This window comes from Acidovorax sp. 94, from assembly GCF_003634645.1.
GTDB classification, from domain to species: domain Bacteria; phylum Pseudomonadota; class Gammaproteobacteria; order Burkholderiales; family Burkholderiaceae_C; genus Acidovorax; species Acidovorax facilis.
In genome coordinates this window covers 1676575-1702145 of sequence record NZ_RBJA01000001.1, presented here as the reverse complement: position 1 = coordinate 1702145, position 25571 = coordinate 1676575, and the positions used below count along the sequence as shown (strand labels likewise).

The 25571-nt window shown below is 63.8% G+C and carries 19 protein-coding genes; 14 read left to right on the top strand and 5 right to left on the bottom strand.

Annotated elements, in window-relative coordinates; all coding sequences use genetic code 11:
* The first annotated feature begins 38 nt into the window (after window positions 1-38).
* Together zapE and C8C94_RS07885 are read left to right on the top strand one after the other, a co-directional pair.
* On the top strand, window positions 39-1136 hold the full coding sequence (zapE, locus tag C8C94_RS07890; RefSeq protein WP_121420341.1) for a cell division protein ZapE: 1098 nt from the start codon (window positions 39-41) through the stop codon (window positions 1134-1136).
* Entirely contained in the window at window positions 1133-1831 is a 699-nt protein-coding gene (locus C8C94_RS07885; protein WP_121420340.1) for a hypothetical protein, read from the top strand. The genes zapE and C8C94_RS07885 overlap by 4 nt, the downstream gene beginning before the upstream one ends.
* Window positions 1832-2011: 180 nt before the next feature.
* Here C8C94_RS07885 and C8C94_RS07880 read toward each other — a convergent pair whose 3' ends face one another.
* Window positions 2012-2818 carry a PP2C family serine/threonine-protein phosphatase gene (locus C8C94_RS07880; protein ID WP_121420339.1) on the bottom strand — a complete coding sequence of 269 codons (807 nt, stop codon included), beginning with the start codon at window positions 2816-2818 and terminating at the stop codon, window positions 2012-2014.
* Window positions 2819-2924: 106 nt separating this feature from the next.
* Between C8C94_RS07880 and C8C94_RS07875 the strand changes: the two genes are divergently transcribed.
* On the top strand, window positions 2925-3128 hold the full coding sequence (locus tag C8C94_RS07875) for a YdcH family protein (protein WP_055396751.1): 204 nt from the start codon (window positions 2925-2927) through the stop codon (window positions 3126-3128).
* On the top strand, window positions 3128-5176 hold the full coding sequence (locus C8C94_RS07870) for an ATP-dependent DNA helicase (RefSeq protein ID WP_121420338.1): 2049 nt from the start codon (window positions 3128-3130) through the stop codon (window positions 5174-5176). Before C8C94_RS07875 ends, C8C94_RS07870 begins: the two co-directional genes overlap by 1 nt.
* On the opposite strand, the gene C8C94_RS07865 is transcribed toward C8C94_RS07870, so the two are convergent.
* Entirely contained in the window at window positions 5139-5936 is a 798-nt protein-coding gene (locus C8C94_RS07865; RefSeq protein ID WP_055396690.1) for an outer membrane protein assembly factor BamD, read from the bottom strand. The genes C8C94_RS07870 and C8C94_RS07865 overlap by 38 nt on opposite strands.
* Window positions 5937-6120: 184 nt before the next feature.
* On the opposite strand from C8C94_RS07865, the gene dnaE reads away from it, so the two are divergent.
* From dnaE to C8C94_RS07845, 4 genes are all read left to right on the top strand, one after another.
* On the top strand, window positions 6121-9654 hold the full coding sequence (dnaE, locus tag C8C94_RS07860) for a DNA polymerase III subunit alpha (protein ID WP_121422766.1): 3534 nt from the start codon (window positions 6121-6123) through the stop codon (window positions 9652-9654).
* 107 nt (window positions 9655-9761) lie between these two features.
* Window positions 9762-10130 carry an ATP-dependent Clp protease adapter ClpS gene (gene clpS, locus C8C94_RS07855; protein ID WP_055396693.1) on the top strand — a complete coding sequence of 123 codons (369 nt, stop codon included), beginning with the start codon at window positions 9762-9764 and terminating at the stop codon, window positions 10128-10130.
* 57 nt (window positions 10131-10187) lie between these two features.
* The gene (gene clpA / locus C8C94_RS07850; RefSeq protein WP_055396695.1) at window positions 10188-12536 is read left to right on the top strand and encodes an ATP-dependent Clp protease ATP-binding subunit ClpA; all 2349 of its coding nucleotides are present in this window, start codon (window positions 10188-10190) and stop codon (window positions 12534-12536) included.
* 277 nt (window positions 12537-12813) lie between these two features.
* Window positions 12814-13947 carry a hypothetical protein gene (locus C8C94_RS07845; protein WP_121420337.1) on the top strand — a complete coding sequence of 378 codons (1134 nt, stop codon included), beginning with the start codon at window positions 12814-12816 and terminating at the stop codon, window positions 13945-13947.
* A gap of 40 nt (window positions 13948-13987) precedes the next feature.
* Here the strand turns inward: C8C94_RS07845 and C8C94_RS07840 are convergent, their stop codons facing one another.
* The gene (locus C8C94_RS07840; protein ID WP_233573434.1) at window positions 13988-15361 is read right to left on the bottom strand and encodes a lytic murein transglycosylase; all 1374 of its coding nucleotides are present in this window, start codon (window positions 15359-15361) and stop codon (window positions 13988-13990) included.
* Window positions 15362-15573: 212 nt separating this feature from the next.
* Between C8C94_RS07840 and sbcB the strand changes: the two genes are divergently transcribed.
* The 3 genes from sbcB (at window position 15574) to C8C94_RS07825 (ending at window position 19808) form a co-directional block, all read left to right on the top strand.
* Complete coding sequence (sbcB, locus tag C8C94_RS07835; RefSeq protein WP_121420336.1) at window positions 15574-17022, top strand: exodeoxyribonuclease I; 1449 nt, start codon at window positions 15574-15576, stop codon at window positions 17020-17022.
* Between the two features lie 153 nt (window positions 17023-17175).
* The gene (locus C8C94_RS07830; protein WP_055396703.1) at window positions 17176-18423 is read left to right on the top strand and encodes a cystathionine gamma-synthase family protein; all 1248 of its coding nucleotides are present in this window, start codon (window positions 17176-17178) and stop codon (window positions 18421-18423) included.
* Between the two features lie 29 nt (window positions 18424-18452).
* Window positions 18453-19808, top strand: a complete 1356-nt coding sequence (locus C8C94_RS07825) for a protein kinase (RefSeq protein WP_121420335.1) — start codon at window positions 18453-18455, stop codon at window positions 19806-19808.
* A 42-nt stretch (window positions 19809-19850) separates the two neighbouring features.
* Here C8C94_RS07825 and C8C94_RS07820 read toward each other — a convergent pair whose 3' ends face one another.
* Window positions 19851-22130, bottom strand: coding sequence for an EAL domain-containing protein (locus tag C8C94_RS07820; protein WP_121420334.1), 2280 nt, complete (start codon window positions 22128-22130; stop codon window positions 19851-19853).
* Between the two features lie 325 nt (window positions 22131-22455).
* On the bottom strand, window positions 22456-23685 hold the full coding sequence (locus C8C94_RS07815) for a nucleoside recognition domain-containing protein (protein WP_121420333.1): 1230 nt from the start codon (window positions 23683-23685) through the stop codon (window positions 22456-22458).
* Between the two features lie 232 nt (window positions 23686-23917).
* Between C8C94_RS07815 and C8C94_RS07810 the strand changes: the two genes are divergently transcribed.
* The 3 genes from C8C94_RS07810 (at window position 23918) to C8C94_RS07800 (ending at window position 25567) form a co-directional block, all read left to right on the top strand.
* Window positions 23918-24631 (top strand): YebC/PmpR family DNA-binding transcriptional regulator, encoded by a 714-nt coding sequence (locus C8C94_RS07810; RefSeq protein WP_055396756.1) that lies wholly within the window; start codon window positions 23918-23920, stop codon window positions 24629-24631.
* A gap of 67 nt (window positions 24632-24698) precedes the next feature.
* On the top strand, window positions 24699-24992 hold the full coding sequence (locus C8C94_RS07805) for a J domain-containing protein (RefSeq protein WP_055396708.1): 294 nt from the start codon (window positions 24699-24701) through the stop codon (window positions 24990-24992).
* On the top strand, window positions 24989-25567 hold the full coding sequence (locus tag C8C94_RS07800; RefSeq protein WP_121420332.1) for a hypothetical protein: 579 nt from the start codon (window positions 24989-24991) through the stop codon (window positions 25565-25567). Before C8C94_RS07805 ends, C8C94_RS07800 begins: the two co-directional genes overlap by 4 nt.
* The last annotated feature ends 4 nt before the right edge of the window (window positions 25568-25571 follow it).

Genomic DNA, 25571 nt, shown 5'->3' with positions numbered 1-25571 from the left:
AGTAGCTATAAAAATCATAGTTTCTGAGCATCCACCACGTGACTGTTAAACAGGCTTACCTGGCCGAGTTGGCCGCTAAAGGCTACCAAAGTGACCCTGCCCAATTGCGCGCAGTGGATGCCCTTCAGCGTTGCGCTGATGACTGGGCCGCATACAAGGCCCAGCGTTCCAACGCACTCAAGAAGCTGATCAACCGGCCTGATGTGCCGCGCGGCGTGTACATGTATGGCGGGGTGGGGCGGGGCAAGAGCTTTCTGATGGAATGCTTTTTCGACGCCGTTCCCTTGAAGCGCAAGGTGCGCCTTCACTTTCACGAGTTCATGCGCGAAGTGCACCGCGAACTGGCGGGCCTGCAGGGCACGGTCAACCCGCTGGACGTGCTGGGCGCGCGCATTGCCAAGCGCTACAAGCTCATCTGTTTTGACGAGTTTCACGTGGCGGACATTACCGACGCCATGATCCTGCACCGCCTGCTGGCGGCACTGTTCGATAACGGCGTGGGCTTTGTGACCACTTCGAATTTCAAGCCCGACGACCTGTACCCCGACGGCCTGCACCGCGACCGCATTCTCCCAGCGATTGCCCTGCTCAATGAAAAGCTTGAAGTGGTCAACGTGGACAACGGTACCGATTACCGTCGGCGCACTCTGGAGCACGTGAAGCTGTACCACACGCCGCTGGGCCCCGAGGCAGATGCTGAAATGGGCCAGGCGTTTGACCAACTGGCCGAAGTGCACAACGAAGACCCGGTGCTGCACATCGAGGCCCGCGAGATCCGGGCACGCCGCAAGGCCGGTGGTGTGGTGTGGTTTGACTTCAAGACCCTGTGTGGTGGCCCCCGGTCGCAGAACGACTATCTGGAAATCGCGACGCAGTTCCACACTGTGCTGCTGTCCGATGTGCCCTACATGCCGGTGAGCATGGCGTCGCCTGCACGGCGTTTTACCTGGCTCGTGGACGTGTTGTACGACAGGCGCGTCAAGCTCATCCTGTCTGCAGCAGTACCCCCCGAGCAGCTTTACACCGAAGGCCCCTTGGCGCACGAGTTTCCGCGAACGATTTCGCGGCTCAACGAGATGCAGTCCAAGGAGTTCCTGGCGCTGGAGCGCCGCACTGTCGATACGGGGCTGACATGATCTCCAGACGCTTCGTCTCTGTGGCGATTTCCTTGCTTGCCTGGGGGTTGTCTGCCTCGGCCATGGCGCAGCCGGTAGCTGCGGGTGCGGAGGCCAACGGCCAGCAGGCAGCCGCCAAGGCGGCCGATCGTAAAGCGGAACACGACCGCATCCGCTCCGAACGCGAGGGCATCAAGGCCAGGCGACAACAGGACGAATCGGCCTGTTACCAGCGATTTTCCGTAGAAGACTGTCTGCGCAGTGTGCGGTCGGGCGTGCGCGATGCAGAAGCCCGTTTGCGTGCGCAGGAGATCGAGCTCAATGATGCCGAGCGCAAGGAAAAAGCGGCGGAGCGTCTCAAATCCATTGAAGAAAAGCAGCGCGGCGTGCCGGATAGCCCCTCAGCGGGCAGCGGTGCTGCAAGCGCTGTGGTGCGCAAGCCGTCGCAAGACCCCCAGGGCCTGAAATCGCAGCGTGACCACGAGGCTGAGCTGCGAGCACAGCAGCAGCGCATTAAGGTGCAAAAGCAGGCCCAGGAGCAGGCAGCGCGCACCAGTGGCAATGCCGAGCGTGCCGCAGAGGCGCGCGCACGCCACGCGCAAACGCTTCAGGCTGCGCAGGAGCGCCGCGACCGAGTCGAAAAGTCACGGGAAGAGGCCGCAGCCCAGGGGCGGGTCCCTGCGGCTCCGTTGCCAGCGGGTTCGGCGGCACGCTGAAACAGGTTTACTAGGGGTGGCAGCCCCAGGTGTTGAAAGTGCGCATGGCGCCCAAAAGTCGCAATGGGCCGGTGGGTACCGAGGCTCGGTTCGCGTCAGCGCCGCTTTCTTCAAGGGCCGCGCTGCCATTCACCCTTTCGGTTGCCCACCCATGCACATACCAGCGGGTGGGGCGCTGCTTCAGGGACGCCCTGCGTCAGCGGGTACCAGGCGAGCGACCTTCTTTTCTTCCACCAGCGCCTCCATCTTCACGATGACCAGCGAGAGGTTGTCGCCACCGCCCCGCGCACGGGAGCGGGCTTTTTCAATCAGAAACTCCGTGGCTTCCCGTGGCGAGAGGGAATCAACCACGGAGCCGAGTTCGGTGGGCGAAAAGTAGTGCCACACCCCATCACTGCAGGCCATGAGCACATCGCCAGGCTGCAGCTGGGGGATCACATGGGTGGTGATGGGCGGGTCGCTTTCAGTGCCGAGGCAACCCACCAGAATGTTCGAGTGCGGATGGTTGTTGGCCTCGGCTTCGGTCAGCTCGCCCCGGTCCACGAGAGCCTGGACATAGGAGTGGTCGCTGGTGCGGAACACCATGCGCGCACCTTGGAAGTGGTAGATGCGTGAATCGCCGGCATGCACCCAGTGGCAGTCGCCACGCGGGTTGATAAGAAAGGCTGCAATGGTGCTGTGCGGTTCCTGCTCGGCAGAAATGGCTGTGAGCCGGATCACGATGTGAGCTTCTTCCACCATGCTCTTGAGCATGGCCACCGGGTCGTCGGTGTCGGGCGAATAGCGCTCGAAGAGCTGGCGCGCAGTCATCATGACCTGGTCGGACGCCTTGCGCCCGCCGCTGCGCCCGCCCATGCCATCGGCAATGACACCCAGTATGCAGCCATTGTGCCGCTCGTGGGAGATCAGGATCACCTGGTCTTGCTGGTACTCCCGGTCACCCTTGTGGATGCCGGTGGACGCGATGAGGCGAAACGCTTTGGTCATGCTGGTGATTGTGGGGGCGCGTACGCAAAGGGCCATCGCGCAAACGGGGGCAAGCGCGTATTATCCGCCCGCCTGTGGCATTTTTGCCATCCCACAGCCCCTTGCCTTGAACCCCAGCCTCCATTCCCCCCAACGCCAACTCATTGAGCTGCGCATCGAGCATGCTGATCTGGACGCTCTGATCGACCGGTGCGCCCCCGACGGCGTGGCGGACGAATTCACGCTGCGCCGCCTCAAAAAGCGCCGCCTCGCTCTGCGTGATGCCCTGGATCGCCTGGAACGGGACCTTCAACCCCAAGAGCCCGCTTGATGGCGTTGGTAGAGATGGTGCAGGAGGTGTTTGCCCCTGGCGGCGTGCTGGCGCGGGCCGACACGCATTTCCAGCCGCGCGAAGGCCAAACGCAAATGGCCATGGCCGTGGCGCACACCATCGAAACGGGCGGGGCGCTGGTCGTGGAGGCAGGCACGGGGGTGGGCAAGACTTTTTCCTATCTGGTCCCGGCACTCCTGAGCGGCGAACGGGTGCTGTTGTCCACCGCCACCAAGGCCTTGCAGGACCAGCTGTTTGCGCGCGATCTCCCGCGCCTGGCGCAGACCCTGGGCTTGCCGGTGCGCATGGCGCTTCTGAAGGGCAGGGCGAGCTATCTGTGCCTGTACCGCATGGAACTGGCGCGCCAGGATGTGTCAGCCCGTGAGCCTGGAGTGGCACGGGTTTTGGCCAAGGTCGAGAGTTGGTCGCATGGCACGCGCTCGGGCGATCTTGCAGAGCTGACGGGGTTGGACGAACGCTCGCCCGTGATACCGCTGGTCACCTCCACCCGTGAGAACTGCCTGGGCTCGCAGTGCCCCCGCTTTCGCGAATGCCACGTGCATTTGGCGCGGCGCGAGGCCTTGGCGGCGGACATCGTGGTCATCAACCACCACCTTTTCTTCGCCGATATGGCTGTGCGCGAGTCGGGCATGGCCGAGCTCTTACCGTCCGTACGTGTGGTGGTGTTTGATGAGGCGCACCAGATCAACGAGACGGGCGTGCAGTTTCTGGGGCTTACGCTGTCCACGGGCCAGCTGATGGATTTTGGCAGGGACCTGCTGGCAGTAGGGCTGCAGCATGCGCGGGGCCTTGCGGACTGGACGGGGCTTGCGAGCCAGGTGGATCTGTCTGCCCGGGATTTGCGCTTGGCGGCGGGAGATATGCGGGGCAGCGCAAAGCTGCGCTGGACCGATGAAACGCCGGAGAGCGTCAGGCCGGATGAATGGCAGACTGCCCTGCGCCGCGTGGCGCTCGCCTGCGCCCAGGCGCAGGAGGCGCTCGACACTGTCAGCGAAATAGCGCCCGACTTTGTGCGCCTGTATGAGCGCGGGACTGAACTGCTGGCGCGCTTGGCCCATTTTTCTGGCCCCGGCAATCCGGATGCGGTGCGCTGGGTCGATGTGGGGCCGCAGCTGCGCTTGACGGAATCCCCCCTGGACATTGCCGAGGCCATGCGCACACGCCTGCTGGCCGCCCCTGCGGAACCCGTGGGTGACGATGGGTGGCCCGGGGAGCCTGCTGCCGGACCCGGCAGGGCCTGGGTCTTCACCTCGGCCACCTTGGGCGATGACGAGCAACTGAGCTGGTTCACGGAGCGGGCGGGTTTGCAAGACGCGCAGATCCTGCGGGTTGCGAGCCCGTTTGACTATGGGGCGCAGGCAGCACTGTATGTGCCACGCCACCTGCCGTCTCCGGCCGATCCTTCGCACAGCATGGCGCTTGCGCGCTGGGTGGGCGAGGCTGCGGCGCAACTGGGTGGCCGCACCCTGGTGCTGACCACGACGCTCAAGGCCTTGCGCACCATTGGCGATGCGTTGAAAGCGCAGTTTGCGGGCTCTGCTGTCCTGGAGGTGCTGGTGCAGGGCGAGTGGCCCAAACGGCGGCTGATGGAGCGTTTTCGCGAAGGGAGCGAGCACGGGCAGCAAGGCTGTGTGCTGGTGGCTTCCGCGACGTTCTGGGAAGGTTTTGATGTGCCTGGGGATGCATTGCAGCTTGTTGTGATTGACAAGCTTCCTTTTCCTCCCCCGGGCGACCCTTTGGTGGAGGCGCGTACGCAGCGTATTGAGAAATCTGGCGGAAAAGCGTTCAAGTCTTACGCACTGCCCGAGGCAGCCGTTGCGCTCAAGCAGGGGGCGGGGCGGTTGATCCGGCGTGAGTCCGACCAGGGCATTCTGGTGGTGGGTGACACCCGCCTTATCACCATGGGCTATGGCAAGCGCCTGCTGGCGGCCTTGCCCCCGATGCGGCGCCTGGAGTCAGAGCCTGAGTTTGAAGCTGCTCTTCAGGCGCTTACCAGAGCTTCCACCACGGCTCCGCCTTTTCCTTGAGGCCACCGCGCAGATAGGCGCTTTGGGGGTACGAAGTGTCCATCACGCGGCGTGCATCGTCGCGCAGCTGCGTCATGCCCAGTGCGTCGTACGACTGGATGAGGATGTACAGAGCTTCTTCGAGCGCGGGCACGCCCTGATAGTCCGCCAGGGCTACCTGGGCACGGCTGATGGCTGCCACATACGCGCCCCGCTGGAAGTAGTAGCGCGCCACATGCACTTCGTACTGCGCGAGCGAATTCACGATGTACGTCATGCGCTGGCGTGCATCCTGTGCGTAGCGGGATTCCGGGAAGCGGGTGGCCAGCTCACTGAAGGCCTCAAAGGAGTCCTTGGCTGCTTTCTGGTCGCGCTCGGAAAGGTCCTGGCGCGAGATGAACGAGAACAGACCGAGGTTGTCGTTAAAGTTCACCAAGCCCTTGAGGTACAGCGCATAGTCAAGCGCAGGGCTGGCGGGATGGAGCTTCATGAAGCGGTCCAGCGTTGCAATGGCCTGGGCTTTTTCGCCAGCCTTGTAGTGCGCGTAGGCCTTGTCGATCTGGGCCTGCTGCGCCAGCGGGGTGCCGGCTGCACGCCCCTCCAGTTTTTCGAGCAGAGGAACCGCCTTGTCGTAGGCGCCGCTGTTCATTTCGTCCTGCGCTTCCGAATGGATGCGATTGGGGCTCCAGTTGGCCGTTTTGTCTTCGGTTGTGCTGGAGCAACCTGCCAGCAGACCAGCAAGCAGCAGGGCAGAAACGAGGGGCAGTGGGGCACGCAGCATCGCAGGCAGCTTTCAGCAAAAAAAAGGAAACAGGGGTGCAGGATAGCTGGGCCGGTCCAGAGGGCCAGGCGCCGCTGGCATCCAGGGCACGAAAAAGCATTGTACTGGGGGTGGCACCTGTCAAGAGGCGTTGCGCTGCCAGCTTTCTCTCGGTGGAGGTGCTGGGCTTTCTACAATGGCCCCCATGTTTGTTCACTTGCGCCTGCACACCGAGTTCTCCGTCGTAGACGGTACCAATCGAATCGATGAGGTGGCCAAGGCGGCTGCCAAAGACGGCCAGCCTGCACTGGCCATCACCGATCTCAACAACCTTTTTGGCGCGATCAAGTTCTACAAGGAGGCGCGGGGTAAGGGCGTCAAGCCCATCCTGGGGGCCGAGATTTTTCTGGAAGGCGAAGCGGGCGCAGCCCCCTCACGCCTGATCGTCCTGGTGCAGAACCGCCAGGGCTACCTCAATCTGTCCGAACTGCTCGCGCGCGCGTGGACGCGCAATGTCGTCAAGAACCTGGCGCTGTGCACCTGGGCCTGGCTGGAAGAGTTGTCGGAAGGGCTGATTGCTCTGGCCGGGGCACAGGCTGGGCCCGTGGGCCAGGCTCTCCTGAAGGGGGATGAGTCGGGCGCCGCAGAGCTTGCCTTGCGCCTGGCAGGGCTGTTTCCACACCGGTTTTACATCGAGTTGCAGCGTGCGGGCCGTGTGGACGATGACAGCCACGTGGTGGCTGCTGCGCAGTTGGCGGCGCGCCTGAGCTTGCCCGTGGTGGCCACACATCCTGTGCAGTTCGCCACTCCAGACGACTATGAGGCCCACGAGGCGCGCGTCTGTATTGCAGAGGGGGAGATCCTGGCCAACCCGCGCCGCGTACGCAAGTTCACGCGCGACCAGTATTTCAAGTCGTCTGCAGAAATGCAGGCCTTGTTCGCTGATGTTCCGTCGGCCATTGCGAACACGGTGGAAATTGCCCAGCGTTGCAACCTCACGCTGGTGCTTGGCAAGCCGCAGTTGCCGGACTTTCCCACTCCCAATGGCATGCCGATCGATGAGTTCTTTCGTTTTGCCTCGTTCGAGGGGCTGGAGGAGCGCCTGAAGCTTCTATTCCCCAAGGAGTCCGACCGCGATCAGCAGCGTCCCCGCTATGTGGAACGCCTGGAGTTCGAGATCGGAACCATTCTCAAGATGGGTTTTCCGGGCTACTTCCTCATCGTGGGGGACTTCATTCAGTGGGCCAAGGCCAACGGGTGCCCCGTGGGGCCGGGACGGGGATCGGGTGCCGGTTCGCTAGTGGCGTATGCCCTCAAGATCACCGACCTGGATCCGCTGCAATACAACCTGCTGTTCGAGCGGTTTCTGAATCCCGAGCGGGTGTCCATGCCTGACTTCGACATTGACTTTTGCCAGTCCAATCGTGACCGGGTGATCGACTATGTGAAGGACAAGTACGGCAAGAATGCCGTGAGCCAGATTGCCACCTTCGGGACCATGGCTGCCAAAGCCGCCATCCGCGACGTGGGCCGGGTGATGGACATGAGCTACATGTTCTGCGACGGCATCTCCAAGCTGGTACCGGGCAAGCCCGGAATGTCGTACACGCTGGCCTATCCGCCCGAGGTGAAAAAGGAAGGCGACAAGAACAACTACGCACTGGAGCTGGAGCCGCTGCTGTACGAACGCGTGCAGAAGGAAGAAGACGTCAAGACCATCATCGAGATGGCGCAAAAACTCGAAGGCATGACCCGCAACATCGGTATGCACGCGGGTGGGGTTTTGATTGCGCCTGGCAAGCTCACGGATTTCTGCCCGCTCTACCAGCAGCCGGGCAGCGAATCGGCTGTGAGCCAGTACGACAAGGACGACGTGGAAGCTATTGGCCTTGTGAAGTTCGACTTCTTGGGTCTCGCCACTCTCACCATTCTGGAAATTGCGCGTGAGTTCATCATCAAGCGCCACAAAGGCCAGGAGAACTTCGCCTTCGAGAACATTCCGCTGGACGATGGCCCCACCTACCGGCTGTTTTCCGACGGCAAGACCGAGGCAGTGTTCCAGTTTGAAAGCCGTGGCATGCAGGGCATGCTCAAGGAAGCAAAGCCGAGTCGGCTTGAAGACCTGATTGCACTGAACGCGCTGTACCGTCCGGGTCCCATGGATCTGATCCCGAGTTTCGTGAACCGCAAACACGGCAAGGAAGTGGTGGAGTACCCCCATCCGCTGGTGGAGCCCGTGCTGGCCGAGACCTACGGGATCATGGTGTACCAGGAGCAGGTGATGCAGACCGCCCAGGTTCTGGGGGGCTACAGCCTGGGCGGCGCCGACATGCTGCGCCGCGCCATGGGCAAGAAGAAGGCCGAGGAGATGGCCGAGCACCGGGAGATCTTCCGAAAGGGTGCGGCCGAAAAGAACATCAGCCAGGAGAAGGCTGACGAGGTGTTCGATTTGATGGAGAAGTTTGCAGGCTACGGCTTTAACAAGTCGCACGCGGCTGCTTACTCTCTGCTGGCTTACCACACGGGTTGGCTCAAGGTGCACTTCACCGCAGAGTTCTTCTGCGCCAACATGACCGTGGAAATGGATGACACCGACAAGCTCAAGGTGCTGTTCGAAGACGCGCAAAAAATGGGGCTCTCTTTCGAGCCGCCGGACGTGAACCGTGGCTTCTACCGGTTCGAGCCCGTGACTGACAAAATCATCCGCTACGGCTTGGGCGCCGTTAAGGGCACGGGCCAGCAGGCCATCGAGGCCATGGTGGCGGCGCGCGAGGGGCGTGGCGAAGGGCCCCATGGCGCCACCACCGGGCCTTTCAAGAGCCTTTTCGATTTCTGCCTGCGCGTGGACAAGGCGCGCATGAACAAGCGCACTGTGGAGGCGCTGATCAAGGCGGGTGCATTTGATTCCATCAACATGAACCGGGCATCGATGGTGGCGTCGATCGACCGGGCTTTTGACTTTGCGGCTGCCACGCTGGCCAACGTGAACCAGGGTGGCTTGTTCGACATGATGGGCGATGATGCCCATGGTTCCAGCACGCAGGAGCCTGAACTGGTGGACGCGGTTCCCTGGGGGATCAAGGAGCGACTCACCCTGGAGAAAACGGCGGTCGGTTTCTATCTGTCCGGCCATCTGTTCGATGAGGTGGCCACCGAGGTGCGTCGCTTTGTGCGCACCCAGATCGATGAGCTGCTGGATAGTCGCGAACCCCAGGTCTTGGCCGGGATCATCAGTGATTTCCGGGTCATCAATGGACAGCGGGGCAAATTGGGCCTGTTCAAACTGGACGACAAGTCTGCCGTCATTGAGGCGTCTGCCGATGAGGCCTTGCTCAACACGTACCGCAACCAGCTCAAGGAAGATGAGTTTGTGGTGATGATGGGCCGCTTGCAACTGGACCATTTCAGCGGTGGCCTGCGCGTGAAGGTGCAACAGGTGTGGGACTTGGCAGGGGCGCGTTGCCGTTTTGGCAAGTACCTGCATGTCACCGTCGGCGACAAGGGCCCGGATGTGCACCGCCTGGTCAAGGAGTTTCCGCCGCGCAGAGAGGAGCTTGCCGAGGGTGAATTGCTCCACGGCCTGCGTGTGCGCATGGGGGTGCGCTGTGTGGCGCAGGACGCGGCCGCTGTGGCGGAGCTGCAACTGGGGGAGAGTGCCCGTTTTTATCCCACCGATGCTGCGCTGGCCGCCTGGACCGCCCAGGCGGGCAGTGGTTCGGCCACCGTGGTTTACGAATAAATCGGGTGTTGGGAACCATTCGGTGAATATCGTGAAGGCGACAGCTTGAAAAAAACCGGATCAACGTCAGATTTCTCTCACGGCAGCATGCCGCGCGGATCGCTAGAATGATTTTCATGGCAACAAAACCACCTTCACCCCCCACCGCGCTGCCCGTGACCCGGCCCGCGCGGGATGATGGCGGTTCGGTCGTGCTCGAAAGACGCACCCAGAAGACCCAGCCGCCGCAGATGTACCAGGTGGTCATGCTCAATGACGACTACACCCCCATGGAGTTCGTCATCGTGGTTTTGCAGGAGTTTTTCAGCAAGGACCGTGAACAAGCCACCCAGATCATGTTGAAGATCCATCTCGATGGCAAAGGCGTCTGCGGTGTTTATTCCCGCGATGTGGCTGCCACCAAGGTGGAACAAGTGCTTGACGCCGCCCTCAAGGCGGGCCACCCACTCCAATGTGTCAGTGAACCTGTTGAATAACAGGTTTTTGATCCCGATCTACAGTTATCCCTTCCACGCAAGCACAAAGGAGTTCACATGATTGCCCAGGAACTGGAAGTCAGCTTGCACATGGCCTTTGTTGAGGCCCGTCAGCAGCGCCACGAGTTCATCACCGTGGAGCATCTGTTGCTTGCACTGCTCGATAACCCCAGCGCAGCGGAGGTGCTGCGCGCATGTTCGGCCAATATCGATGATCTGCGCTCATCGCTGGCGAACTTCATCAAAGACAACACGCCCCAGGTGGCTGGCACCGATGAGGTGGACACGCAGCCCACGCTGGGATTCCAGCGTGTGATCCAGCGCGCCATCATGCACGTGCAGTCCACGGGCAATGGCAAGAAGGAAGTCACGGGTGCCAATGTGCTCGTGGCCATCTTTGGCGAGAAGGATTCGCATGCCGTGTACTACCTGCACCAGCAGGGCGTGACGCGCCTGGACGTGGTCAATTTCATTGCCCACGGTATCAAGAAGGGCGAACCCCCAGAGCCTGCCAAGCCGGACAACCAGGCGGAAGGCGAAGAGGGTGGTTCTTCTGAGCGCAACGAAAAAGCCTCGCCGCTGGAACAGTTCACCCAGAACCTGAACCAGGCCGCCAAAGACGGCAAGATCGATCCGCTGATCGGGCGCCACTACGAGGTGGAGCGCACGATCCAGATCCTGTGCCGCCGCCGCAAGAACAACCCACTGCTGGTGGGTGAAGCTGGCGTGGGCAAGACGGCGATTGCCGAGGGTCTGGCCTGGCGGATTACCCAGAACGATGTGCCTGAAATCCTGGCCGAGGCCACGGTGTACTCGCTCGACATGGGCGCATTGCTGGCAGGCACCAAGTACCGGGGTGATTTTGAGCAGCGCCTCAAGGGCGTTCTCAAGTCGCTGAAGGACAAGCCCAATGCGATTTTGTTCATCGACGAGATCCATACGCTGATCGGTGCGGGTGCCGCGTCGGGCGGCACGCTGGATGCCTCCAACCTGCTCAAGCCCGCGCTTTCCAGCGGCCAGCTCAAGTGCATTGGCGCAACGACCTTCACGGAATACCGTGGCATCTTCGAAAAAGATGCAGCGCTGTCGCGCCGTTTCCAGAAGGTGGACGTGGTGGAGCCCAGCGTGGCCGAAACCATCGACATCCTCAAGGGCCTGAAGTCGCGCTTTGAAGAGCACCACAGCGTGAAGTACGCGGCGGCCGCCCTGCAGGCTGCAGCCGAGCTGAGCGCCAAGTACATCAATGACCGCCATCTGCCTGACAAGGCGATTGACGTCATTGACGAAGCCGGTGCTGCACAGCGCATCATGGTGCCGAGCAAGCGCAAGAAGACCATCGGCAAGGCCGAGATCGAAGAGATCGTGGCCAAGATTGCGCGTATTCCGCCTGCGAATGTGTCCAATGACGACCGTGGCAAGCTCCAGACGCTGGAACGCGACCTGAAGAGTGTGGTGTTCGGCCAGGACAAGGCCCTGGAAGTGCTGGCCAGCGCGGTCAAGATGGCGCGGTCCGGTCTGGGCAAGGGCGACAAGCCCATCGGCTCGTTCCTGTTCAGCGGCCCCACAGGCGTGGGCAAGACCGAGGCGGCCAAGCAGCTGGCCTACATCATGGGCATCGAGCTCTTGCGCTTCGACATGTCGGAGTACATGGAGCGCCATGCGGTCAGCCGCCTGATTGGTGCGCCTCCGGGCTATGTCGGATTCGACCAGGGTGGCCTGTTGACCGAAGCCATCACCAAGAAGCCGCACGCTGTGCTGCTGCTCGACGAAATCGAGAAGGCGCACCCGGACATCTTCAACGTGCTGCTGCAGGTGATGGACCATGGCACGCTGACCGACAACAACGGGCGCAAGGCCGACTTCCGCAACGTCCTGATCATCATGACGACGAATGCGGGCGCCGAGACCATGAACAAGGCGACGATTGGCTTCACCAACCCGCGCCAGGCGGGCGACGAAATGGGCGACATCAAGCGCCTCTTCACGCCCGAGTTCCGCAACCGGCTGGATGCCATCGTCAACTTCAAGGCGCTCGACGAGCAGATCATCCTGCGCGTGGTGGACAAGTTCCTGCTGCAGCTGGAGACGCAACTGGCCGAGAAGAAGGTGGAGGTTACCTTTACCGATACGCTGCGCAAGCACTTGGCCAAGAAGGGTTTCGATCCGCTCATGGGCGCCCGCCCGATGCAGCGTCTGATCCAGGACACCATCCGCCGCGCGCTGGCCGACGAGCTGCTCTTCGGTCGCCTGACGGACGGTGGGCGTCTGACGGTCGATATCGAGGTGAAGACCGACGACAAGGGCGTGGAAACCTCCGAGGTGCTGCTGGACATCCAGCCGCTGGCCAAGAAGGAACGCTCGGCCAAGTCCGAGCCCGCCGAGCCCGAGGAAGCCACGGCGGACTGATGGGCACTGGCGCCACTGGCGCTTTGCCGACACGTACCGGCACTCTCCAGACGCCAGCCATCATTGCGATGGCTGGCTTTTTTTTGTCCGTAGTGCAGTGTCAACAGCGTGGTGGCGGCGAAGTCTGCACAGGCAGTCTTTGACGAGCTGGATCAGCGAACTGGTGTGCGCGAACGCCGTCCGGTGCCCCAAAATCATTGAAACGTTTTCGCACAGTTCCGTGGCGAACCAGCACCTTTGGGGCGGCATACTGCGCGCTGACTGAGGAGACGCCCCCATGACCATGACCCCCACACCTTGCGCCCCGTTGCTTCCCGGTGATGCCTTTCGCAAGCGACGTCTGGGCGCGATCAGCCGGTGCCTCGCCATTGCCAGTTTTGGTGCCCTGGTGGCAGCTTGTGGCGGCGGCGGGGGTGATGCGGCGCCGGTTTCACCGCCTCCGGGCTCCCCGGCGCCAGGCGCGCCAGCGCCAGCTCCGCCCCCCGGGGGCCATGTGTATGGCGATGTGCGCGGCGCAACCCTGGGTGTGGGCGCGCCGCTCAATGGCGCGCTGCCGTTCCCTGCCAACAATGACTGGAACGCGGATATCAGTGGGCTCCCCATCGATCCCAACTCTGACAACCTCATCGCCAGCATTGGCCTCTCCCGGGGTTTGTTCCCGGATTTCGGCGCGGGCCTGTGGGAAGGCGCGCCTATTGGCATTCCCTATGTGGTGGTGGCAGGTAACCAGCCGCGTGTGGCGGTGCAGTTCACCGACTACGGCGACGAGAGTGATGCAGGCCCGTACCCGATTCCGCCCAATGCGCCTATTGAAGGCGGTCCTTCCAGCGCGGGTGACCGCCACGTGATCGTGATCGACCGCGACAACAACCGCTTGTATGAAACCGGCAACAGCTACCCGCAGTCCGACGGCAGCTGGCGTGCGTCGGGTGGTGCTGTCTTTCACCTGGACAGCAACAACGTGCGTCCCACCGCCAGGCCACGATGGACCAGCGCAGACGCAGCGGGCCTGCCGATTTTTCCGGGCCTGGTGCGGTACGACGAGGCGTCGCTGGGCGCCGGTGGCATCCGCCACGCGCTGCGCTTTACCGTCAGCCAGACCCGCCGCGCTTACGTGCCGCCCGCGACCCACTGGGCATCGAGCAGTACCAGCCCCAACCTTCCCCCCATGGGCATGCGCGTGCGCCTGAAGGCGGGCTATGCGATCCCGCCGGGCTTCTCTGCCGAAGCGCAGGCTATCCTCTCCGCCCTCAAGACCCACGGGATGATGGTGGCCGACAACGGCTCCAACTGGTTCCTGAGCGGGGCGCCGGACGAACGCTGGAACAACGATCGCCTGAAGTCTGAACTGCGCCAGGTGCTGGGCCGCGACTTCGAGGTCGTGCGCATGGACGGGCTGGTGACGCCATGACTCCGTGGGGCGGCCAGTTGGGCAGGCCTTGGGGCTCTGTCTACTGGCGCGCCGTAAGCCGCTCCAGCAGTTCCACGGTGGGATAGCCGTCCGCCACAACGCCGATGCTGCGCTGGTAGCCTCGCAGCCCCGCGCGGGTGGCGGGGCCCATCACGCCGTCCGGGGTGCCCGCGGCAAATCCCTTGCGGTTGAGCGCCTCTTGTAGCTCCTGCAATTGCTGGCGTGAAAGGGGCGCGAGGTCGCGCGGCCAGGCGGCAACCACGGGCCCGCCACCGCCAATCTGGCGCGCCAGCAGCGCCACCCCCAGCGCGTAGTTGACCGAGTTGTTGTAGCGCAGGATGACCCGGAAATTGCCCCCTACCAGAAAGGCCGGGCCTCGGGCACCTGCGGGCGTGACGATGGACGCGGAGGCCAGGGTGGGCAATGCCTGCCCGTCGATGCCGCGCACACCTTCAGCGTCCCACTGGGCTGTGGTCTGCCGTACGGAAGGGTCTGCGCGGGCGTGGTCGAAAGACGCGGGCAACTGCACCTCCACCCCCCAGGGTTCGCCCGCCTGCCAGCCCGAACGCGCCAGGAAATGCGCGGTAGACGCCGTCACGTCCGGGATGCTGCCCCAGATGTCGCGGTGGCCATCGCCATCGGCATCCACGGCGTAGGCCAGAAACACCGAGGGCAGGAACTGCGTGTGCCCCATGGCGCCGGCCCAGGAGCCGAGCATGCGGTCTGCTGCGATGTCGCCCTGGTCCACGATGCGCAGCGCGGACAACAGTTCGGCCTGGGCCCAGGCGCGGCGGCGGCCTTCATAGGCCAGCGTGGACAGCGCGTCCACGGTGCGGAACGTCCCGAAATTGCTGCCGTAGTTGCTCTCCATGCCCCAGATTGCGGTGATCACGGTGGCAGGCACGCCATAGCGGGCGGCGGCGGCTTCCAGCGTGGCGCTGTATTCGGCCAGCTTGGCCTGGCCTTGGGCAATGCGCTGCGGCGACGCCGCACTGTCCAGGTAGGCCCAGGGTGTGCGCGTGAATTCAGGCTGTGCCCGGTCAAGCTCCACCACACGTGGCTGCCATTGCGCCTGGCCCAGCACTTCGCGCACCGTGCGGGGCTGGATGCCCGCCTGCAAGGCCTGCGCCGAAAACGCGTCGCGCCATGCGGCAAAGCCTGTCGCATGGTCCACGCCAGCGGTGGGGCTGCCGGTAGATGCTGCGGCATCTTGGGCCGGTGTGCTGGTGGTGGCAGGGGGGGCGCTGGCTGACGGCGGTGTTTTCACCGCGTCCGGGCGATGGGGAGGCGCTGCGGCGCAGCCCGCCAGAGCCAAGGCTGCCCAACATGCTGCGAGGGAACGTGGGGACCAAGAGGACAAAAGGGAAGGGCGGAGCCGCGAAACGGAGGGATTGGCTGGGTGGGTGCTTTGCATGCGCCATTGTCCCGCGCTGCAGCGGCGGTGCTGCGCTGCAGGTGTATCACGGCGTGAAGCGGCATCCGATGAGGTATTCGTATTTGCTATATATTTTATAGCTGCTAGCGCTTTATCAGTATGCGCTAGGGGCCTAAAAAGCTTGTAAATCAGGTTACAGTTCACGGTATCCCTCGCCCTGTTCTTCTGTAGCCCCTGTTTGCCCATCGACCATGGCCCCCCACACCTTCCTCTGGCACGACTATGAAACCTTTGGTGCCAACACGCGCCGCGATCGGCCTGCGCAGTTCGCGGCCATCCGCACGGACGCGGAGCTGAACGAAATCGGCGAGCCGCTGATGTTCTATTGCCAGCCTGCCAACGACTACTTGCCCGACCCGGTATCGTGCCTCATCACCGGCATCACGCCGCAGCTGTGCTTGGAAAAGGGCGTGCCCGAGCACACGTTCGCTGCGCGCATTGAGTCTGAGTTTGCCCAGCCCGGCACCATTGGTGTGGGCTACAACACCATCCGGTTTGACGACGAGATCACGCGCTTCATGTTCTGGCGCAACCTCATCGACCCGTATGCGCGCGAGTGGCAAAACCAGTGCGGCCGCTGGGACCTGCTGGACGTGGTGCGCATGACCTATGCGCTGCGGCCGGATGGCATCACCTGGCCAAAGAAAGAAGACGGCGTGACCCCCAGCTTCAAGCTGGAACACCTCTCCAAGGCCAATGGCCTGCAGCACGACGCGGCGCACGATGCGCTGTCAGACGTGCGCGCCACCATTGCGCTGGCGCGGCTGATCCGCCAGCACAACACCAAGCTGTTTGACTTTGCACTGAGCCTGCACAAGAAAGACCGCGTGGCCGCCGAGCTGCGCCTGCCCGCCACCACCAACATGGCGCGGCCGTTTCTGCATGTGTCCGGCATGTTCCCAACCGAGCGCGGTTGCCTGGCCGTGATGTGGCCGCTGGCCAGCCACCCTACCAACAAAAACGAGCTGATCGCCTGGGACCTGGCCCACGACCCGCGCGAGCTGGCCACGCTGAATGTGGATGACATCCGCCTGCGCATGTTCAGCAAGGCCGACGCGTTGCCCGAGGGCGTGACGCGCCTGCCCATCAAGACCATTCACCTGAACAAGTCGCCCATGGTGGTGGGCAATGTGAACACGCTCACGCCTGCGCTGGCGCAGCGCTGGGGCATCGACCTGGCCCAGGCCGCACAGCACGCCGAGGTGGCGCGCGCACTGCCCGACATGAGCGGGATCTGGCCCGCCGTGTTTGCCCGTCCGCAAGAGCCGGCGCCGGATGTGGACCAGGACCTGTACGGCGGTTTTGTGGGCAACAACGACCGGCGCCTGCTGAACGATCTGCGCACCCTGAGCGGCGACAAGCTGGCCAAGGCGCGTGCGAACTTTGATGACCCGCGCCTGGCCGAGCTGCTGTGGCGCTACCGGGCGCGCAACTTTCAGCAAACGCTGTCGCCCGAGGAGCAGGAACGCTGGGAGGCTCACCGCGCTGCCTGCCTGTTCGACGGGCAGGGCGGGGCGCGTACGGTGGAGCAGCTGTTCACCGAGATCGACGAACTCTCGGAGACCGCCGACGATGAGCGGACGCAGGACATTCTGGGCGCCTTGTACGATTACGCGGAGCACATCGCGCCGGAGAGGTAGCCCCCTGAGGCGCTGCGCGCCTTCCCCCGGAGGGGGACGCACCCGGTGGCCTGGCGGAGCCAGTTCCACGGGTGCACTGGCATCAGGGCGCGCCAGTAGTGATCGCCCCGCCTCGTACGTAGACCAGTAGAAACAAAGCAGCAGCAGATTTTTATGACGACACCGCAGAACCACAGTTTCACCACCCAGATCGTGCACGCCGACCGCCTGGGCGGCGCCGAGCATGGGGCCATCCACAAGCCGATCCATACGTCCGTTCAGTACGGGTACGAGAAGATGGAAGAGCTGATCGCCGTGTTCCAGGGCACGAGCAAGGGCGGCTTCAACTATGCGCGCCAGGGCACGCCCACCACGGCGGCGCTGGAGGCCAAGATCACGCAGATGGAACGCGGGCACGGCTCCATCGTTTTCTCCACCGGCATGGCGGGCATTTGCGCGGTGTTCCTCACTCTGCTCAAGGCGGGTGACCATCTGGTGGCCAGCCAGTTCGTGTTTGGCAACACCAACAGCGTGTTCGGCACGTTGGCCGACCTGGGCATTGAAGTGACCACGGTGGATGTGACCGACGCGGCCAAAGTGGCTGCCGCGCTGCGCCCCAACACCCGCATGGTGTTTGTCGAAACCATTGCCAACCCTGGCACGCAGATCCCCGACCTGGAAGGCATTGGCGCGCTGTGCCAGCAGCGTGGCGTGCTGTACGTGGTGGACAACACGGTGGCATCGCCCTATCTGTTCCGCGCTGCCACGGTGGGCGCGGGCCTGGTGGTCAATTCGCTCACCAAAAGCATCGGCGGGCAGGGTGCTGCGCTGGGTGGCGCTATCACCGACACGGGGCTGTACGACTGGTCGGGCTACCCCAACATCTTTGCGCCCTACCGCAAGGGCGACCCCAAGGGCTGGGGCCTTCAGCAGCTGCGCAAAAAGGGCCTGCGCGACATGGGTGGCACGCTGTCGTCCCATGCTGCGCACCAGCTGGCGCTGGGCGCTGAAACGCTGTCGCTGCGCATGGACCGCACCAGTGCCACGGCCCTGGCCTTGGCGCAGTGGCTGGAGGCGCACCCGGCCGTCTCGCGCGTGCTGTACCCCATGCTGCCTTCGCACCCCCAGCATGCCTTTGCCAAAAAGCTCCTCCAGGCGGGCTCATGGCTGCTGTCGTTCGAGCTGCGCAACCCCGACCAGTGCCTGGCCGTGTGCAACCGCCTGCAGTTGCCCATCAAGGCCACGGGGCTGGCCGACACGCGCACGCTGATCATCCCGGTAGCGCACACCATCTTCTGGGAGGCCGGCCCCGCCGTGCGTGCCGCCATGGACATTGGTGACAGCATGATCCGCCTGTCAGTGGGCCTGGAAGACCCACAAGACCTGCTCGCTGACTTTGAGCAGGCCCTTGCAGGCGCCTGACCTGTCAAATACCCGCCCAGGAGTCCCTCATGGCCACAGCAACCTCGGCGCCCCCCGCCAGCATCGGCAAGTACCGCATCGAGCGTGAACTGGGCCGGGGTGCGAGCGGCATCGTGTTTCTGGGGCTCGACGGCTTTAGGGGGCGCAAGGTGGCCATCAAGCAGACGCATGCCCATCTGCTGAAAGTACCCGAGCAGGCCGAGCGCTACCGCAAGCTGCTGCGCAACGAGGCTGCGCTGTCGGGCCGCCTGCGCCACCCCAACATCGTGCGCCTGCTCGATGCGGACGAGGAGGCGCTGCCCCCCTACCTGGTGCTGGAATATGTGGATGGCCAGCCCCTGTCAGCCTATGCCACGCCGGATGCACTGCTGCCCGTGCCCCAGGTGCTGGACATTGCCTTCAAGTGCTGCAACGCGCTCGAGTACGCGTGCCGCGAAGGCCTGGTGCACCGCGACATCAAGCCCGCCAACCTCATGCTGGCCAAAGACGGCGACATCAAGCTGACCGATTTTGGTGCGGCGCTGTCACTGCGCAGCGATGCCACGCAACTGTCGGGCCTGGTGGGCTCGCCGTCCTACATGTCGCCCGAACAGGTGCGTGAACACGACCTCACGCACCACAGCGACATGTTCTCGCTGGCTGTTGTTGTGTACGAGCTGCTCACGGGCCGCCGCCCGTTTGACGGCGACACCGACTTCGCCACGCTCTACAAGATCAGCAACGAGGCGCCCACGCCACCGAGCCTGCTGCGCGCGTCGCTGCCAGCCCATGTGGACGACGTGTTGCTGCGCGCCCTGGCCAAGCAGCCCTCCGACCGTTTTGCGACCTGGGACGATTTTGCACGGGCGCTGCTGGCCGCCCACCAGAGTCTGCCCCGCCAAAAATCCCAAGACACCGAGGCCGAGCGTTTTGCGCGCCTGCGCGCGTTGCCGTTTTTTGCCGACTTTCACGACGTGGCTCTGTGGGAGCTGATGCGCCTGGGCAACTGGCGGCGGCTGGAGCGGGGCACGGTGCTGATGCGCGAAAACACGCCCGGCGATTCGTTCTGCATCCTGATCGAGGGCCAGGTGGCCGTGAGTCGCCAGGGCTGGAATCTCAGCACACTGAGTGCGGGCGTCACCCTGGGTGAAATGACCTACCTGCGCCCCGACAACAGGCTGCGCACCGCCACCGCCGTGGCCGAGTCCGAAGTGCTGGTGCTCAAGGTGCGCAACCCCGCGCTGCGCGGGGCCTCCGAAGACCTGCAGTCGTGTTTTGACAAGGCCTTCATCAAGCTGCTGGTGGGGCGGTTGATTGCGACCAACGAGCAACTGGCCGAGTGGGAGCTGGTGGCTGCCCCTCCCGCCCCGGTAACACCGGCATCGCCTTCCGCGCCGCGCGGCTGACGCGCTTCCGTTGCGCCCGCCGCTGACTCGGCTACCAGGGAGTCAGTGCGCCACGGTTTGCAGTAACAGCTCGTCAAGCGGGGCAGGGCGGCCCAGGGCGTATCCCTGGGCAAAGTGCACGCCCAGCCCGGTCAGCAGGTCCACGACGGCCTGGCTTTCGGCAAACTCCGCCACGGTCTTCTTGCCCATCAGGCAGCCAATTTCGTGGATGGACTTCACCATGGCGAAGCTCACCGGGTCGTCGGCCATGTTCTTCACAAACTGCCCGTCGATCTTGAGCATGTCCACCGCCAGCTCGCGCAGGTAGGCATACGACGATAACCCGCTGCCAAAGTCGTCCAGCGCAAACTGGCAGCCCCGCGCGCGCAGGGCGTGGATGAAACGGTTGGCCGCTGCCAGGTCGCCCATGGCGGCAGTTTCGGTAATCTCGAAACACAGGCGGTCGCAGCGCACCGGGGTCTGGTCCATGGCCTGCAGCACCTGGCTCAAAAATGCGGCGTCGCCCACGGACTGGCCCGACAGGTTGATGCAGCACAGCTCCACACGCTCCTGGTGTTCGGCCATCCAGGCCAGGGCTTTTTTGATGACCCAGCGGTCCACCCGCGCGGCCAGGTGGTAGCGCTCCACGGCGGGCATGAATTCGCCCGGCGAGACCCGTTGGCCGTCGGCCGTGCGCATGCGCAGCAGGATCTCGCAATGCAGGCCGTGCGGCGGGCTGCCCTGCAGTGTGCCCAGGCGGGCGATGGGCTGGCCAAACAGCTCAAACCGGTCATGCTGTAGCGCATGCTCGATGCGGCTGACCCATTCCATGACGCCATAGCGCTGCGCGAGGGCAGGGTCGTTCTCGGCATAGACGTGGATGCGATTGCGCCCCCTGTCCTTGGCCACGTAGCAGGCGCTGTCTGCCGCCTGCAGCAAGGCGCCTACGCTTTCGGTGGCGGCATCCAGCACCACGGCTCCGATGCTGACACTGACACTGAATACATGGTCGCGCCAACCAAAACGGAATGCGGCCAGTTCCTGCTGCATGCGCTCTGCGACCTTCAAAGTCTGTTGCAGGTCCTGCTGCCACAGCAGTATGCCGAACTCGTCGCCTCCCAGGCGGCACAGCAGATCCTGAGGCTGCAGGTGGGCCAGGAACAGGCGCGCCACCTGCCGCAGCAGTTCGTCCCCTGCCGCATGGCCGCAGGTGTCGTTGATCACCTTGAAATTGTCCAGATCGAGGTAGCACACGCAGTGGCGGTCGGAGGCCTCCCGCGTGGCGGCAAAGGCCTGGGCCAGCAGGTGCTCGAACGCGCGGCGGTTGCCCAGGCTCGTGAGCGTGTCGTGCAGGGCCTGGAACTCCATTTCGCGACTCAGCCGGCTGGCCTCTGTCACGTCGCGAAACACCAGCACCACACCGTCAGCATCCCCGCCGGGGCGCAGCAGTGGTGAGGCGGACAGGTCCATCAGCAGGGGGGCTCCTGCCAGTGGTGTGGACCGCAGCTTGGAATGCAACTGGGTGCTGCCTTGCGCCAGTGCGCGGCCCACCAGGTCGGGGGCAGCCTGGGTGCCAGGTTCGGCGGCCAGGCCCAGCACGTCCTGGTGCCTGCGTCCGCAGGCGGCGGACAGCGACCAGCCTGTCAGCGTCTGGGCTGCAGGGTTCAGGTACTGCACCAGCCCCGTGGCGTCGGTGGTGACCACGGCGTCGCTGATCGAGTGCAGGGTGACCTGCAGGCGCTCCTTTTGCTGCAGCAGCGCTTCTTCGGCCTCGTGCCGCGCGGTCATGAACCGCACCCGGTCCAGTGCCACGGCCAGATGCCCAGCGGTGGCCTGCATCAGTGCGATCTGCCAGGGCTTGGGGGGCCGCACGCCTTCCTCGTCGCCATAAGTGCCCATGCCCAGTGCGCCCATGCGCTGGTCCGCCATGATGAGCGGCACATTGACGATGGTGCGGTTGTGCAGCACAGCGACCACGGCCTTGTTGGTGCGTGGGTCGGTGCGGGCATCTTCCACCACCACGACGTGGGTGGCCTGCATGATTTCTTCGAGCAGCGCATCCCCCTTCACGGGGATTTTCATGGTCTGCAGCTGGCGGCTCAGGGCACCCTCCTCACCACTGGTGGTGTGTGTGAGGAAGTCCAGCATCCCCGAGGATTCGTCAATCAGGGCCAGCCAGACGTGGCGGTAGTCAAAAACACTCTCTCCCATGGGTTTGACGGCATCGAGCACGTCGGACAAGGTCCAGGCGCGTTCCAGGCGTTTGCACAGCTGGAGCAGGGCCTCGGAGTGCCTGCGCTCTTCGGCGTCGTGGGGCGCTGTGGGGTTGGGGGGCAATGTCATGGAACGTGGTGAAGGGCGTTTTCCGGGAGCCCTGGAGCAAGGGACGACGTGCTCGATCGCTGCCGTGGCGCCGCTTGCGCGCCCATGAGGCAGAGCATAGGTACCGCCTCAGTCGCCCGCATGGTGGAAACCACCAATTGGCTTTGGATGGTCCGTGCAAGCCACCCCGAAGTCTTTGGGGTCCGTGGTGCGCTCAGGGGCAGCCCCCGGTAGGAGCGTCGGAATGGCCCCAGTAAGAAGGAATTGGGTAGGAGCAAGTTGCTATTCAATTTATAGCTGCTAGCGATTGATAGATAGGCGATAGGGCCATTTTTCTTCAATATCTTTAACCAAAAAACCGATAGCACACCACAACGGCCGCCAGCACCCCCGCCAGTTCGGCCAACAGCGCGCAGCCCACCGCGTGCCGCGCACGCTGAATGCCCACCGCCCCAAAGTACACGGCCAGTACATAAAAGGTGGTCTCGGTACTGCCCTGAATGGTGGCTGCAGCCAGCGCCGCAAAGCTGTCCACCCCTTGCGTCTGCATGGTCTCGATCAGCATGGCGCGCGCGGCACTGCCTGAAAACGGCTTGACCAGCGCAGTGGGCAGGGCGTCCACAAACCGGGTGTCTGCACCCAGCACCTGCACGCACCAGCGGATGCCATCGAGCACATAGCCCAGCGCCCCCGATGCACGGAATACCCCCACGGCACACAGCATCGCCACCAGATAGGGCAGCAGGCCCTTGGCCACGTCAAAACCTTCGCGCGCGCCCTCGATGAAGGCTTCGTACACGGGCACCTTGCGCCACGCGCCGATGCCCACGAACAGGACGATCAGCGCAAACAGCGTGAGGTTGCCCAGCAAGGACGACAACTGAGCCAGCGCGGAGGCGCTCAAGGTGGTCAGCAGCGCCATGAAGCCGCTCAGAACCAGCGCTACGGGCAGCAGATAGGCCAGCACCACGGGGCTCCACAGCGGCAGGCGCTGCACCACCGCCACGCTGAGCAGGCCCACCAGCGTGGACGCTGATGTAGCCAGCAGAATGGGCAAAAAAACCAGCGTCGGGTCGGGCGCCCCCTGCTGCATGCGGTACATGAAGACCGTCACCGGCAGCAGCGTGAGCGAAGAGGCATTGAGCACCAGGAACAGGATCTGCGCGTTGGTGGCGGTGTCGGGCTCGGGGTTCAGCTCCTGCAGGGCTTTCATCGCCTTCAGGCCCATGGGGGTGGCCGCGTTGTCCAGCCCCAGGGCGTTGGCGGCAAAGTTCATCGTGATCAGCCCCAGCGAGGGGTGGCCGCGCGGCACCTCGGGCATGAGCTTGGCAAACAGCGGTGCCAGCCAGCGCGCCAGGGCGTCCACAATGCCCGCCTTTTCGGCAATGCGCAAGAAACCCAGCCACAGCGTGAGCGTGCCAAACAGCAGCACCATCACCTCGACCGACAGCTTGGCCATCTGGAACAGGGCCTGCACCATCGACGAAAAGATCTCGGCATTGCCGCCCACCAGCCACTGGGCCAGTGCGGCCACGGCAGCGGTCAGAAAAAAGCCCAGCCACAAGGTGTTGAGCATCAGTGGTCCTGAATGACGGGGAAGCGAAGGGCCTGCATGGTGCTGAGGTTACCTGTCCCCAGGCTGGGCGCTGGCTTGGGCGTGGCGGCAAGGCAACGGGTGGCTCGGTGGTACCCTATAGGGTTCGGTTCCAACCTGCACAGGGGCTTATTTCGGGCTTTTGGTGCTCGAATGGGCCTCCATCACATCGACAGGCGCCCTGGCGCGCCACAACTCCAAGAAAGACATCACCATGGGCGCGCAGTGGAAAGCAAAAGGCAAGGCACAGGTGGCCGACGCCAAGGGCAAGCTGTTTGGCAAGCTGGTCAAGGAAATCACCGTGGCCGCGCGCGGCGGTGCCGACCCGGCCAGCAATGCGCGCCTGCGCCTGGTGGTAGAGCAGGCCCGCAAGGCCTCGATGCCCAAAGATACGCTGGAGCGTGCCATCAAAAAGGGCTCGGGCACCGGCGCTGATGCCGTGAACTACGAGCGCGTGATTTACGAAGGCTTTGCGCCCCACCAGGTCGCCGTGATGGTCGAATGCCTGACCGACAACGTCAACCGCACCGCGCCCGAAATGCGCGTGCTGTTCCGCAAGGGCCAGCTGGGCACCTCGGGCTCGGTGGCCTGGGACTTTAACCATGTCGGCATGATCGAGGCCGAGCCCGCCAACCCCGACGCCGACCCCGAATTGGCCGCCATCGAAGCCGGTGCACAAGATTTTGAAGCAGGCGACGAAGAAGGCACCACCACCTTCTGGACCGACCCCACCGACCTCGATCTGGTGAGCCGTGCGCTGCCCGCCCACGGCTTCAATGTGCTGTCGGTCAAGCTGGGCTACAAGCCCAAAAACCCGGTAAACCCCGCCAACCTGACCGCCGAACAGCTCGAAGAGGTGGAGAACTTCCTGGCCGCCATCGATTCCAACGACGACGTACAGAACGTGTTTGTGAGCCTGGGCGGCTGAGGGTGGTGGCCCGCTGGCCTGGTCGCCGGTGCCAGTTTCATCCCGCCCCCGCTCCATTGAATCATCCATGACCGCAGACCACTACGCCGCCCTCGGGCTTGCGGCCAACGCATCGCTGGCCGACATCAAGAAAGCCTTTCGCCAGAAGGCGTCGTTCTACCACCCGGATCGCAACGACGCCCCCGACGCTGCCCAGCGCTTTCAGGCTGTGCAAAAAGCCTATGAAGTGCTGTCGGACGACACCGCCCGCCAGGCCTACGACGACAACCGCCGCCGCAACCTGCTGGACGACCCGCTGCACACCGCCCAAGAGATCTGGCAAGCCTATTCCACGCGCATTTTGACAACGACCACTCCGTGAAACTTTCCCCTTATTTTTATGACCTGCGCTCTGCCTACCAGGCCGAGCTGGACGACCTGGTTTCCGACTCCGAAGGCAAGGATGTGCTGCGCAAGCGCCTGGCTGAAAAGCGCAACGAGATTGCCTTTCTGGTCCAGATGATGGAGTTGGCCCCCGAAATGGTGGCCGTGGTGTTCCACCAGGGTTTTCGCTTCACCAAGCCGGCTGTGGTGGAACACCTGCTGAGCCTGCCGGTGGACGAACTGCCCGACTGGCACAGCCTCTCGCCTGCCATCGCGCTGGAGCCCTGGGCCAGCAGCCTGGCGCAAACCGTGCTGCGCGAACCGCAGGGTGCCCGCTTCATGGCCGTGGCTGCAGGCCTGGAATACCTGCAGCAGCACGCCCGCCTGGCGCACCACGCGGCCTCGTCGGCCGAGGGTGACAGCGACGCCGATGACGGTGAAGACGCCGCAGAGCATGATGACGACTACAACGCACTGAGCGCCGATGACGCTGCGGACCCACAAAACAGCCGCAGCCGCGAAGAGGCCAGCTCCAACTGGCTGGCCGACGCGGGTTTTGACCGCAAGGAGTGACGAC

Bases quoted from the DNA above. Each gene is read 5' to 3' on its own strand.
- C8C94_RS07885 (WP_121420340.1), top strand. From the start codon at position 1,133: ATGATCTCCAGACGCTTCGTCTCTGTGGCGATTTCCTTGCTTGCCTGG.
- C8C94_RS07880 (WP_121420339.1), bottom strand. From the start codon at position 2,818: ATGACCAAAGCGTTTCGCCTCATCGCGTCCACCGGCATCCACAAGGGT.
- C8C94_RS07870 (WP_121420338.1), top strand. From the start codon at position 3,128: ATGGCGTTGGTAGAGATGGTGCAGGAGGTGTTTGCCCCTGGCGGCGTG.
- C8C94_RS07865 (WP_055396690.1), bottom strand. From the start codon at position 5,936: ATGCTGCGTGCCCCACTGCCCCTCGTTTCTGCCCTGCTGCTTGCTGGT.
- dnaE (WP_121422766.1), top strand. From the start codon at position 6,121: ATGTTTGTTCACTTGCGCCTGCACACCGAGTTCTCCGTCGTAGACGGT.
- clpS (WP_055396693.1), top strand. From the start codon at position 9,762: ATGATTTTCATGGCAACAAAACCACCTTCACCCCCCACCGCGCTGCCC.
- clpA (WP_055396695.1), top strand. From the start codon at position 10,188: ATGATTGCCCAGGAACTGGAAGTCAGCTTGCACATGGCCTTTGTTGAG.
- C8C94_RS07845 (WP_121420337.1), top strand. From the start codon at position 12,814: ATGACCATGACCCCCACACCTTGCGCCCCGTTGCTTCCCGGTGATGCC.
- C8C94_RS07840 (WP_233573434.1), bottom strand. From the start codon at position 15,361: ATGCAAAGCACCCACCCAGCCAATCCCTCCGTTTCGCGGCTCCGCCCT.
- sbcB (WP_121420336.1), top strand. From the start codon at position 15,574: ATGGCCCCCCACACCTTCCTCTGGCACGACTATGAAACCTTTGGTGCC.
- C8C94_RS07830 (WP_055396703.1), top strand. From the start codon at position 17,176: ATGACGACACCGCAGAACCACAGTTTCACCACCCAGATCGTGCACGCC.
- C8C94_RS07825 (WP_121420335.1), top strand. From the start codon at position 18,453: ATGGCCACAGCAACCTCGGCGCCCCCCGCCAGCATCGGCAAGTACCGC.
- C8C94_RS07820 (WP_121420334.1), bottom strand. From the start codon at position 22,130: ATGACATTGCCCCCCAACCCCACAGCGCCCCACGACGCCGAAGAGCGC.
- C8C94_RS07815 (WP_121420333.1), bottom strand. From the start codon at position 23,685: ATGCTCAACACCTTGTGGCTGGGCTTTTTTCTGACCGCTGCCGTGGCC.
- C8C94_RS07810 (WP_055396756.1), top strand. From the start codon at position 23,918: ATGGGCGCGCAGTGGAAAGCAAAAGGCAAGGCACAGGTGGCCGACGCC.
- C8C94_RS07805 (WP_055396708.1), top strand. From the start codon at position 24,699: ATGACCGCAGACCACTACGCCGCCCTCGGGCTTGCGGCCAACGCATCG.